Origin of the sequence: Kribbella sp. NPDC051586, from assembly GCF_044453965.1 — a bacterium.
GTDB lineage: Bacteria > Actinomycetota > Actinomycetes > Propionibacteriales > Kribbellaceae > Kribbella.
This window is the reverse complement of sequence record NZ_JBITDF010000001.1, coordinates 550,715-562,116: the sequence shown is the minus strand read 5'-3', so window position 1 is coordinate 562,116 and position 11,402 is coordinate 550,715. Positions and strand designations below refer to the sequence as shown.

Sequence of the window (11,402 nt, the reverse complement as noted above, 5' to 3'; positions counted from 1 at the left end):
CCCCGACTCCCGACCCGCCGTTACTCCAGTAGTCCAGTAGCGTGGGGGGATGCGGCTCGGCGTACTCGACGTGGGATCAAACACCGTCCACCTGCTCGTGGTGGACGCACATCGCGGTGCCGCCCCGCTGCCGGCGTACTCGCACAAGACCGAGCTGCGGCTGGCCGAGCACCTCGACAAGGACGGGAAGATCGACCAGTCCGGGGCCGACGGGTTGATCGCTTTCACCAAGGAAGCCGTCGAGCTGGCCGAGGACAAGGGCTGCGAGTCGGTGCTCGCGTTCGCCACGTCCGCGCTGCGCGAGGCGCCGAACGGCGAGAAGGTGCTGGACCGGGTCCGCTCGGAGACCGGCGTGGACCTCGACGTGCTCAGCGGCGAGGACGAGGCCCGGCTGACGTTCCTCGCCGTACGGCGATGGTTCGGCTGGTCGTCCGGCCGCCTGGCGGTGTTCGACATCGGCGGCGGATCGCTGGAGATCGCGGCCGGGTCCGACGAGCAGCCGACCGTGGCGGTCTCGGTGCAGCTCGGCGCCGGCCGGTTGACCCGCGAGGACCTGATCGCGGACCCGCCGGACAAGGACCAGGTCCGCGCGCTGCGGCGGCGGATCCGGCTGGAGATGGCGGCGGTCGCAGGTCCGGTCCTGCGGGCCGGTAAGCCGCAGCGCTCCGTGGCCACCAGCAAGACGTTCCGGTCGCTGGCCCGGATCTCCGGAGCGGCCCCGTCGGCCGACGGACCGTACGTCCCGCGCACACTGAACCGCGACGACCTGAACGACTGGATCCCGAAGCTGACCAAGATGACGGCCGCCGAGCGGGCGGAGCTGCCCGGCGTATCGGCCGGACGGTCCTCGCAGTTGGTCGCCGGCGCGCTGGTCGCTGACGCCGTGATGGACCTGTTCGACCTGCCCGCGCTCGAGGTCTGCCCGTGGGCACTCCGCGAGGGCGTCATCTTGTCCCGGCTCGACCAGCTGCAACCCCGGTGAACCGATGAATTCCCGCACAACCGCGAAGATCGGTCTGTCCACCGCCTCGGTCTACCCCGAGTCGACCGCGAGCGGCTTCGAGCTCGCCGCCCGGCTCGGGTACGACGGCGTCGAGGTGATGATCGGGATCGATCCGCTGAGCACGCAGATCGACGCGATCCAGCGACTCGTCGACTACCACCAGCTCCCCGTGCTCGCACTGCACGCGCCGACGCTGCTGATCATGCAGCGGGTCTGGGGGACCGACCCGTGGAGCAAGCTCGAGCGCAGCGCCGAGGCCGCGAAGGAGCTCGGTGCGGACGTGGTCGTCGTACACCCTCCGTTCCGCTGGCAGCGGGACTACGCGCGCGGGTTCGTCGAGGGGATCGCGCGGCTCGAGGCCGAGACGGGCGTGACGCTCGCGGTCGAGAACATGTACCCGTGGCGCGCGCCCGGCAGGGACCTGCAGGCGTACGCGCCGAGCTGGGACCCGACCGAGCAGGAGTACGCGCACACCACCCTCGACCTGTCGCACGCCTCGACGGCCGAGCAGGACTGCGTCGAGCTCGCCGCGACGATGGGCAACAGCCTCACCCACGTCCACCTGACCGACGGGACGGGCTCGGCCAAGGACGAGCACCTGGTGCCGGGCCGCGGGACACAGCGCGCCGCCGACCTGCTGGGCGCCCTGGCGAACCAGGACTTCCGCGGCCACATCATCATCGAGATCAACACCCGCCGCGCGACCAGTCGCTCCGAGCGCGAGGTCGACCTCGTCGAGTCGCTGGACTTCACCCGCAAGCACTTCGTCCGGTCCACGTCCCGCCGTACATCGTTCGCGGTCACCCCGGAAGGTGAGATCTCGGAGCTGACTCCGTGACAGCTTCCCGACGTACGCCGGGACGCCGCCCCGGCGGACCGGACACCCGGGGAGAGATCCTGCAGGCGGCCCGGGAATCCTTTGCGGACAAGGGATTCGCGGCCACCTCGCTCCGTGCCGTCGCCCGGCAGGCCGGCGTCGACGCGGCGCTCGTGCACCACTACTTCGACAGCAAGGAAGAGCTGTTCATCGAGACGATGGCGATCCCGGTCGACCCTCGCCAGATCGCCGCGACCATCATCGGTGGTCCGCGCGCGGAGATCGGCCGGCGGATCGCGACGGCGTTCCTCGGGGTCTGGGAGTCGCCGGAGGGCCAGCAGCGGATGAAGGCGCTGTTCCGCAGCGTGGTCAGCAGCGACGAGGTGGCCCGGATGATGCGGGAAGGCATCAGCCAGATGATCATCCAGCCGGTATCGCAGATGCTCGACGTGCCGGACGCGCAGCTGCGGGTCGGCATGGTCGCCACCCAGCTGGTCGGGGTCGCGATCGTCCGCTACCTGGTCGGGCTCGAGCCGGTCGCGTCCATCGACGTCGAGACGCTGATCGATCGGGTGGCGCCCGTCCTCCAGCTGCACCTGACCGGCTGATGCAGATCCCCACGGACGGGGAGATCCGCGCGCTGCATCGGGCGTACGCACCGACCCGGGAGGCGTTCGAGATCGTCTTCGAGCACTGCCGGCTGGTCTGTTCGCTCACCGAGCAGTTCTTCGCCGGGCTCGATGTGGACACCGACCTGGTGCGGGCAGGTGCGCTACTGCACGACATCGGCGTCTATCGGCTCGAGTCGTCCGCGTACGTGCGGCACGGTGTGCTCGGGCACGAGTTGCTGGCGTCTATCGGTTTCCCGGTGGAGATCTGCCGGTTCGCCTCCTGCCACACCGGGGTCGGAATCACCCGGGACGACGTGCTGCGCCAGGCGTTGCCGATCCCGGTCTACGACTACCTGCCGCGGACGGCGGAGGAGGAGCTGGTCCTGTACGCGGACAAGTTCCACAGCAAGCGCACGCCGCCGGTGTTCCTGACCGGGGACACGTACGCCGCGGAGGTCGCGCGGTTCGGTCCGGACAAGGTGCTGAGGTTCGGCGCGCTGCGGGAGCGGTACGGCGATCCGCGGCTTGGCCCGTTGAGCGCCGCCACCGGGTACGCCGTCATCTGACTACTGGTGCAACGTGAGACCCGCACCGGTAACCGGAGACCTGCTATTGCAGGTCCCCGGTCGCCACAGCGGGTCTCCACAGACCACAACCCCGCGCTGGTAGCCGCACCCGGCGTACGGCGGGCACCGCACGATCAAGCCGCCCACACACGAGTCACAAGAGCCGGCTGTTGCCACGGATCGGCGTGCGCGCTAAATTCATCATATGATGAAAAACGCGGTGAGCTGCCGTGACGTTGTCGTCGTCCGCGGCGACCGGGAGGTGCTGCACGGGGTCGGGTTCGACCTGCGGGCCGGCACGGTGACCGGACTGCTCGGGCCGTCCGGCTGTGGCAAGACGACGCTGATCCGCGCGATCGTCGGTCTGCAGGCGCGGGTCACCGGTGACGTGTCCGTGCTCGGGCTGCCGGCTGGCGCGCCGAAGCTGCGCGGCCGGATCGGGTATGTGACCCAGGAGCCCAGTGTGTACGGCGATCTGACCGTCACGGAGAACCTCCGCTTCTTCGCCGCGGTCCTCGGGGTATCGTCCTCCGACGTGGAGCGGGTGGTCGAAGCCGTCGACCTGACGAGCCACGCCGATGCCCGCGTCGACCGGCTCTCCGGCGGCCAGCGGTCCCGCGCCTCCTTGGCGGCCGCGCTCCTCGGCAGCCCCGAGCTGCTGGTGCTGGACGAGCCGACGGTCGGCCTCGATCCCGTGCTGCGCCGCGACCTCTGGGAGCTGTTCCACAAGCTCGCCGACGACGGCGCGACGCTGCTGGTCTCGAGTCACGTGATGGACGAGGCCTCGCGCTGCGACCGGCTCCTGCTGATGCGCGACGGCGAGCTGCTGGCCGACGACACCCCCGACGACCTGCTCGCCGCTGCCGGTACGGCGGACATCGAGCAGGCGTTCCTCACCCTGATCGACCGGAAGGCTGGTGCGCGATGACTCCGCGGGTGACGTTCGCGGTTGCGGCCCGGGTGGTGGCCCAGCTGCGGCGGGACCACCGGACGGTGGCGATGCTGATCGTGCTGCCGGCCTTGCTGGTCAGCTTGATGTGGTGGATGTTCCACGACTCGCCCGGGACGTTCGACCGGATCGGGGGACCGTTGCTGGCGGTCTTCCCGGCGATCATCATGTTCGTCGTCACGTCGGTCGCGACGCTGCGGGAGCGGTCGAGCGGCACGCTCTCACGGCTGTTCACGATGCCGATGGCCAAGCTCGACTTCCTGCTCGGGTACGCGCTCGCGTTCGCGCTGATCGCCGTCGTACAAGCGCTCGTCGTGGTCTCGATCGCCTTGTATCTCCTGGATCTGAACATCCAGGGCGACGCCTGGCAGCTCGGCGTGGTCGCGGTCCTTGACGGCGTCCTCGGTGCGGCGCTGGGCCTGTTCGCGAGTGCCTTCGCGTCGACCGAGTTCCAGGCCGTCCAGATGATGCCGGCCGTGATGATCCCGCAGATCCTGTTGTGCGGACTGCTCGTCCCGCGCGAGGAGTTGCCCACGGTGCTGCGCGCGGTCAGCGACGTACTACCGTTGTCCTACGCGGTCGATGCCGTCATCGGCGTTGCTAAAGGCAACGGTCTCGCCAGTGGCGCCGGTGGCGACGCGCTGGTCGTGGTCGCGTTCGTCCTCGCGGCCCTCGGCCTCGGCGCCGCCACCCTCAAGCGCCGTACCGCCTGAAGTGAACGGAAGGAATGACCGAGCCGTGCCTGATCGTCCTGAGATTGTGTGCATCTGCGGCTCTGCCCGGTTCAGGGACGAGATGCTCGCGGCGAACCGCGACCTGACCGTCGCGGGTGCCATCGTCGTCGCGCCAGGCGTCTTCAGCCGCCCCGGGGATCGCGAGAAGATCACCGACGAGCAGAAGATCGCGCTCGGCACACTCCACCTGCGAAAGATCGACCTGGCCGACCGGGTTCTGGTCGTCAACCCCGGCGGGTATATCGGCGAGTCCACGACCCGGGAGATCGCGTACGCCCATGCCACCGGCAAGCCGGTCTCCTTCACCGATCCTGTCTGACCCCGCGAGCGCTTCGCGGCACGTCCCAGGTCACTCGCCGAACAGCCAGTCCGACTTCACCGGTGGGGCGAAGCGGAAGTAGGCCGGGTCGGCGAAGGTTCCGGTCACCTTGCCGTGGCCGGTGATCGACGTCTTCGCGCCGTTCGCGTGGCCGAAGGTGTAGACGTACGCCGACTTGGTGTCCTTGTCGATGCCGGCGACAACGGTTCCGTAGTTGCCGCACTGGCCGGCGACGAGCGTCTCGAAACCCTGCCAGGTCGCGGCGCGCACCTTGGTGACGACCGGCTTCATCGCGGTGTTCACCGGGATGTGGATGGTGTACAACGCGCCGCCGCGGGTGTTCGCGAGGAACGTGTCGTACGCCGCGGCCTTGCTGATCAGCGTCATCGACTTGACCGACGCGAAGCCCGGTGCCGAGCCGTACGCCTTCCAGGCGCCGGTGTCGCCGACGACCCACCGGAACAGCGTGCCGTCCGACCGCAGCGCGTACTCGTAGGTCCGTGGGTGGGTCGGGTCGTCATTGAACGTCGACGTCTCGTGGTCGACGAACGTGCTCCACCCGCCGCCGATCCGGGCCAGCTGCGACGACGTCACCTTGCCGGCCTTGTCGAGCTCGATCCAGTGCTGGTACATCGCATCCCCGAGTACGACGCGCCCGTACCGGGAGCTGCCGGTCGCGGTCGGTTCGTTGACGAACGACGCGCTCATCCGGACCGCGCCGTCGGCGTACAGATTCGGTACGACGCTCTTCACGCCGGCCGCCGGCGTCGTCGTCAGCCGCTGGAACGTCTGGTCGCCAGCGGCCGTCACCGACCCGAGGTTCAGCCCGCAGGCCGCGGTTGTCGTGGACGTCGCGGCCGGGCTCGCGGTCGCCGTCGTGGCGCCGGCGGCGACCATCCCGGCCGCCGCCGCCACCATCGTCAGGATCGTGTGCAGTCTCCTCATATCTCCCCCTCGGCAGTTCATCGTTGTGCGAAGGGTGAGACCGCGCCCGGATCCCTTTGGTTGATCACGATTCGAAGACTTTGACGACCTTTCCGTTCTTGTCGTACGCCGCGACCTTCGGGTGGTCGTTGATCTTGAACTTCGAGTTCGTGAACCAGGTGTAGGTGAACCAGCCGCCGTGACCGACCGGGACCTCGTACGCCGGGGCGGACCCGATCCGGAGCTTGACCGTGGTCGCGGCCGTCGACTTGACCCGGCCCCAGCCGGTCATTCCGTACGTCGAGCAGATCCCCTTGTCGCAACCCCCGCCGCCACCGCCCCCGGCATACATGTCCGCACGGACGGACCTGTCGGACGGATCCAGCACCGGGTCGCTGCCGCTGAGATTGGTCAGGGTGGTGAACGTCGCGCTCCGCTCCATCTCGGTCAGCGGTCCCTTGGCCGAGGAGAGTTCGCAGTCGACCACCTTGTGTCCGGACGGGGAGACCGCCACCAAGGCTGCCTTCCGGAGCGCCTTCGACTGATCCGATGCGACGACCCGCCAGTCGGTCACGTCGATCCACGCGATCACCGAGCAGTTCCGGAGCTTGTCCGCCATGCTCGCCGGCACCGGATCCTTCGCCGCGGCCGCAACCAGCGCAGCCGAGGGTCTGTCCCCGCCGGGCACTGTGCACTGCGCGTACTTCTCGCCGGTCTTGACCTGGTACATCATCAGGTGACCGGACCGGGCCTTCCCGTCCGTGGCGCCATCCAGCGGTCGCTTCTCGCCCGGGTTCTGCAGGCTGCAGCGGCGGGTGGCCTCGGCCTTGGTGATCCGCTGGTCGGCTCCTGCCTCGCCGCTCGGTACACCGGGCACCGGGCTGAACCCTGCGTTCTGCGTGTGCTCGTTCGCCACCGGCGGTTTGTCGTTCGCCGAGGTCAGGCCGGGCAGCACGGTCGCCGCGACCGCGATCGCGACCACACCGGCGACCGCCCCGCCCACGCCGAGGAGCTTGCGGCGACGACGCCCGCGCTGTCCACGTCGCAGTACCTGGGTGGTGTCGAAGGGATCCAGCGACTCCGACTCAGCGAGTCGGTGGAGTTCGGCGCTGACCTCTTGTACGTCTTCCATCTCGTCCTCCTTCACAGCGCCCGGCTTGTCCGCCGCCGGTCGATGGCTCGTCGGAGAGTGTCGAGACCACGTGCCGCTTGGCTTTTCACAGTGCCGGTCGAACAACCGAGGATCTCCGCGGTCTGCTCGACGGACAGGTCCTCGTAGTACCTCAGCACCACGCAGGCACGCTGCCGCGGCCCGAGCGATCGCAGAGCCTCGAGTACTTCGTCCCGGTCGGCATGGCCGGCCGCGAAGTCGTCGTGCCCGGCCCGATCCGGCACCTGGGCGATCGCCACTTCCCGCCGCCACGGCCGCCGCCCGCCGTCATGCGCGGCGTTGACCACCATCCGGCGGGCGTAAGCGAGCGGATTCCCCACCCGCCGCACCTTCGGCCAGGCAAGGTACAGCTTGTAGAGCGCGTCCTGAACGACGTCATCAGCCCGATGCCGATCCCCCACCACCAGAAACGCCGTCCGCCGCAAGGAAGCACCCGCCCCCTCCACGAACTCGACAAACTCCCGATCCCGCTCCGCCATCCGCCCTCCACTCTCCATCTCCCCCTCAAGACGGAACCCCAGAGCCTCCAGGTTGCACCCTTACCCGGTCCACCCCGAACACCGCCGCCGTGACAGGCACTGGCGAGAGGGGTACTGACAGGGTCTGGCAGGCGCCGAATGGCGACGTAGCGTGAAGCTATGGCCGCTAAGCACGACAAGGAAGACTGAATATGGAGTTCCGACCGCTGGGCCGTACCGGCGTCCAGGTGAGCCCACTATGCCTCGGCGCGATGATGTTCGGCCCCTGGGGCAACGACGATCGCGCCGACTCGACCCGCATCATCCACCGCGCGCTCGACGCCGGCATCAATTTCGTCGACACCGCCGATGTGTACTCCGCCGGCGCGTCCGAGGAAATCGTCGGCAAGGCACTCGACGGCCGGCGCGACGGGGTGTTCCTCGCCACCAAGTTCTTCATGCCGATGAGCCAGGACGACCCCAACATGCGCGGCGGTTCGCGCCGCTGGATCATCCAGGCGGTCGAGAACTCGCTGAGGCGGCTCGGCACCGACTACATCGACCTCTACCAGGTCCACCGCCCAAGCCCCGGCACCGACGTCGAGGAGACCCTCGGCGCCCTGTCCGATCTGGTACGCCAGGGCAAGGTTCGCTACATCGGCTCCTCCTCGTACTCCGGCTCCCAGATCGTCGGCGCGCAGTGGGCAGCCCGGGAGCGGAACCTGCAGCGATTCGTCACCGAGCAGCCGCCGTACTCGCTGCTCGTGCGCGGCATCGAGGAGGACGTTCTTCCGACCGTGCTCCGGTACGGCATGGGCACCCTCACCTACAGCCCTCTTGCGGGCGGCTGGCTCTCCGGCCGCTGGCGCAAAGACTCCGCCGGGGCTCCGACCTCGTCCGCACGCCCGCCGGCCCGGTTCGACATGTCCGCCCCGGCCAACCAGCGCAAGCTCGAGGTCGTCGAGGAGCTGGCGCTGCTCGCCGAGCAATCAGGTCTGACCCTCATCGAGCTGGCGGTCGCGTTCGTCATCAACCACCCCGGCGTCACCTCGGCCATCATCGGCCCGCGCACGATGGAGCAGCTCGAAGCGTTCCTTCCCGCCGCCGACGTCGTACTGACCCAGGACGTGCTCGACCGCATCGACGAGATCGTCGCGCCCGGCGTGACCGTCAACCCCGCGGACAACAGCTACGGCGACCACGAACTCCAGCCCGGCCAACGCCGCCGCTGACCGGCCTCACCAAGCGCTGCGGACCGGGACCCGAAAGCGTGACCCTGGCAAAGTTCGGAAGACCGATTCCCGAAGCCTGACGTTCCTAGTTGAAGGAGCACGAGCCGATGAGTACTTGGACTGCTGAGGAGTTGCAGGGTCTGGAGCGGATCAGCGAGATCCGTGTTGCCGGGCGGCGTCAGGACGGATCGCTGCGTACGCTCACCATCGTGTGGCATGTCGTCGTCGACGGAAGCCTCTACGTGCGCTCGGTGCGCGGTGCCGACGGCAGTTGGTACAAGGGCGTCATCCGTCACCACGAAGGCGCGATCTCCTGGGACGGCAAGACCCGCGAAGTCACCTACATCCCCGACGCGACCGTCGACGATCAGCTCGACGCGGCGTACTACACGAAGTACGGCAACGGCTCAGCCACCCGCGCGATCGTCAATGCCACAGCCCGACCCACCACCCTCCGCGTCGAACCCAGGTGATACGGGCCGACCACAGCTACCCGGACAGGTGCGAGACGTTGTGCCAGGCTGGGTCGGGTTCTGTGGTGAGGGTTACTTTGCCGTGGGGCCAGCCGGTGGTGGCGGCTTGGAGTTGGGCGTCGGCGGGGGTGGTGCCGTCGGTGTAGTAGTGCAGGATGCGGACGCCCGCGGACGTCTCGTGGGCGAGCAGGTTGCCCGAGCCGCCCAGCCGGTCGGTGAGGTGGTCCTCGAAGGCTCGCAGTTCGTCCAGCATCTCCGACTCGGGCAGGCCGTCTTCACGGACGACCGGGTAGTGGATCGACACGGCGACATGCGTATCCAGATGCGGCCGGCGGATCGAGCGCAGTGGGTACTCGGCGGTCGCGATCACCCGCTGCCCGTCGCGCGTGCCCTCGAGCATCTTCCAAGCCGGGCTGCCGTCCTCCAAGGTGTGCTCCGCGGCAAAGCCGGCCACCGCGGGCAGCAGCGAATCGATCGGTACGGCGTCCTCGGGCGGCGCCGGCAGCGTGTCGATCGCGCCGACCCACGTCTCCACCATCTCCTCGCCGAGCACCAGGTCGAGGATCAGGAACGTCACCCGCCGCTGCGCATCCACCGACAAGGAAGCGAAGACCGGATGATGTACGCCGACGTGCACCGACGCGGTGTCCGGCTCGATCGACACCACCGACTCGTCCGTCGCGACCGGAGGCAGGCCGTCGAACTGGATCGTCACCGCCGGCCCCGGCCGGCGCAGGTCGGCGTACTCCCAGGTCTGGTCGGACGGCGGGGCGGCGCGGAGCCACCGCCGGGCGACGGCGCGCTGGGCCGGGTTCCCGGCGGCGGTGACGATCAGGACGTGCGCCGCGTGCAGTCCGGGGCCCAGCTCCCACTCCAGGTCAGGGCTGATCCGGGCGATGCGCTCGTTCAGCTCCTCGTTCACGTCGGTCGGCTGCCGGCGGGCGACCGCGTCCGCGACGGCCGTGGCGCCGGAGGCGGACCACCAGGACCAGAACGCGCCGATCGGGTCGGCCTCCACGGCGTTGCGGCGGCGACGCTTGAAGATGGGCATGAGCGCATCCTCTAACAACCAGGGGTGCGACCATCGCGGCAGGGAGCGAACCAGTGGGCCCGGTGGTGTGGCCCCGGCCACACGATTCCGCAAAGCCTGGTTCAGGCGCGTAACCTGCTGACACCACTGGCAAATGGGTGGGTTGATGAGGAGGAACACGTAGTGCTTCGGCGAGTCCTGCTGGGCATGTCCCGCAGCCCCCAGATCAAGAAGGCCGTGTCGTCGCTGCCGGTGTCCAGCGGCATCGTGGCGCGGTTCGTCGCCGGTGAGACCGCTCCGGAGGCCGTGCTGGCCACCGAGAAGCTGGTCAGCAACGGGCTCAACGTCACCCTCGACCACCTCGGCGAGGACGTCACCGACCTGGCCGCCGCGCAGGCCACCGCCGACGCGTACCTCGACCTGCTGAAGAAGCTGGCCGCCGCCGGCCTGACCAAGAACGCCGAGGTCTCGGTCAAACTGTCCGCGGTCGGCCAGGCGCTGCCCGGTGACGGCGAGAAGATCGCCTTGGAGAACGCCCGGACCATCTGCCTCGCGGCGCGCAACGCCGGTACGACGGTGACGCTGGACATGGAGGACCACACCACCACCGACTCCACGCTCGGCATCCTGCGCGAGCTGCGCCAGGACTTCCCCGAGACCGGCGCGGTCCTGCAGGCGTATCTGCGCCGGACCGAGGCCGACTGCCGCGACCTCGCGCACGCGGGATCCCGCGTCCGCCTCTGCAAGGGCGCGTACAAGGAGCCGGAGTCGGTCGCGTTCCAGGAGAAGCGCCAGGTCGACAAGGCGTACGTCCGCGCGATGAAGGTCCTGATGAACGGCGCCGGCTACCCGATGATCGCCTCGCACGACCCGCGGCTGATCTCGATCGCCGGCGCCCTCGCGGACCGCGCGAACCGTCAGCCGGGCAGCTACGAGTACCAGATGCTCTTCGGCATCCGCCCCGAGGAGCAGCTCCGCCTGGCCGGCCTCGGCCACACCATGCGCATCTACATCCCGTACGGCGAGGACTGGTACGGCTACCTGGTCCGCCGCCTCGCCGAGCGCCCCGCCAACCTGCAGTTCTTCGCCCGCTCCTTGATCAGCAAGAAATAGGG

14 protein-coding genes are annotated in these 11,402 nt (G+C 69.1%); 10 read left to right on the top strand and 4 right to left on the bottom strand.

Features of this window, described 5'->3' with window-relative positions; genetic code table 11:
• The first annotated feature begins 49 nt into the window (after nt 1–49).
• From ACIA58_RS02845 to ACIA58_RS02815, 7 genes are all read left to right on the top strand, one after another.
• A complete protein-coding gene (locus tag ACIA58_RS02845) occupies nt 50–982 on the top strand; it encodes a Ppx/GppA family phosphatase (RefSeq protein WP_396401874.1) in 933 nt (310 codons plus the stop codon).
• 4 nt (nt 983–986) lie between these two features.
• A complete protein-coding gene (locus ACIA58_RS02840) occupies nt 987–1,841 on the top strand; it encodes a sugar phosphate isomerase/epimerase family protein (RefSeq protein WP_396401873.1) in 855 nt (284 codons plus the stop codon).
• Nucleotides 1,838–2,428, top strand: coding sequence for a TetR family transcriptional regulator (locus ACIA58_RS02835; protein WP_396401872.1), 591 nt, complete (start codon nt 1,838–1,840; stop codon nt 2,426–2,428). Before ACIA58_RS02840 ends, ACIA58_RS02835 begins: the two co-directional genes overlap by 4 nt.
• A complete protein-coding gene (locus tag ACIA58_RS02830) occupies nt 2,428–2,997 on the top strand; it encodes an HDIG domain-containing metalloprotein (RefSeq protein ID WP_396401871.1) in 570 nt (189 codons plus the stop codon). The genes ACIA58_RS02835 and ACIA58_RS02830 overlap by 1 nt, the downstream gene beginning before the upstream one ends.
• Before the next feature lie 205 nt (nt 2,998–3,202).
• Nucleotides 3,203–3,925 carry an ABC transporter ATP-binding protein gene (locus ACIA58_RS02825; RefSeq protein WP_396401870.1) on the top strand — a complete coding sequence of 241 codons (723 nt, stop codon included), beginning with the start codon at nt 3,203–3,205 and terminating at the stop codon, nt 3,923–3,925.
• Nucleotides 3,922–4,659, top strand: a complete 738-nt coding sequence (locus ACIA58_RS02820; RefSeq protein WP_396401869.1) for an ABC transporter permease — start codon at nt 3,922–3,924, stop codon at nt 4,657–4,659. The genes ACIA58_RS02825 and ACIA58_RS02820 overlap by 4 nt, the downstream gene beginning before the upstream one ends.
• A gap of 25 nt (nt 4,660–4,684) precedes the next feature.
• Entirely contained in the window at nt 4,685–4,999 is a 315-nt protein-coding gene (locus ACIA58_RS02815; protein WP_396401868.1) for a hypothetical protein, read from the top strand.
• A gap of 30 nt (nt 5,000–5,029) precedes the next feature.
• On the opposite strand, the gene ACIA58_RS02810 is transcribed toward ACIA58_RS02815, so the two are convergent.
• The 3 genes from ACIA58_RS02810 to ACIA58_RS02800 all read right to left on the bottom strand — a co-directional run bounded on the left by ACIA58_RS02810 (nt 5,030) and on the right by ACIA58_RS02800 (nt 7,573).
• Complete coding sequence (locus ACIA58_RS02810) at nt 5,030–5,944, bottom strand: hypothetical protein (protein WP_396401867.1); 915 nt, start codon at nt 5,942–5,944, stop codon at nt 5,030–5,032.
• 64 nt (nt 5,945–6,008) lie between these two features.
• On the bottom strand, nt 6,009–7,055 hold the full coding sequence (locus ACIA58_RS02805) for a hypothetical protein (protein ID WP_396401866.1): 1,047 nt from the start codon (nt 7,053–7,055) through the stop codon (nt 6,009–6,011).
• A gap of 11 nt (nt 7,056–7,066) precedes the next feature.
• Nucleotides 7,067–7,573: a SigE family RNA polymerase sigma factor gene (locus ACIA58_RS02800; protein WP_396401865.1), complete on the bottom strand. Its 507-nt coding sequence runs from the start codon at nt 7,571–7,573 to the stop codon at nt 7,067–7,069.
• A 191-nt stretch (nt 7,574–7,764) separates the two neighbouring features.
• Here ACIA58_RS02800 and ACIA58_RS02795 point away from each other — a divergent pair, with 191 nt between their 5' ends.
• Nucleotides 7,765–8,784: an aldo/keto reductase gene (locus ACIA58_RS02795; RefSeq protein WP_396401864.1), complete on the top strand. Its 1,020-nt coding sequence runs from the start codon at nt 7,765–7,767 to the stop codon at nt 8,782–8,784.
• Between the two features lie 107 nt (nt 8,785–8,891).
• On the top strand, nt 8,892–9,257 hold the full coding sequence (locus ACIA58_RS02790) for a DUF2255 family protein (RefSeq protein ID WP_396401863.1): 366 nt from the start codon (nt 8,892–8,894) through the stop codon (nt 9,255–9,257).
• Nucleotides 9,258–9,273: 16 nt separating this feature from the next.
• Here ACIA58_RS02790 and ACIA58_RS02785 read toward each other — a convergent pair whose 3' ends face one another.
• Nucleotides 9,274–10,308, bottom strand: coding sequence for a DUF695 domain-containing protein (locus ACIA58_RS02785; protein ID WP_396401862.1), 1,035 nt, complete (start codon nt 10,306–10,308; stop codon nt 9,274–9,276).
• Between the two features lie 162 nt (nt 10,309–10,470).
• Here ACIA58_RS02785 and ACIA58_RS02780 point away from each other — a divergent pair, with 162 nt between their 5' ends.
• Entirely contained in the window at nt 10,471–11,400 is a 930-nt protein-coding gene (locus tag ACIA58_RS02780) for a proline dehydrogenase family protein (protein WP_396401861.1), read from the top strand.
• Nucleotides 11,401–11,402 lie beyond the last annotated feature (2 nt).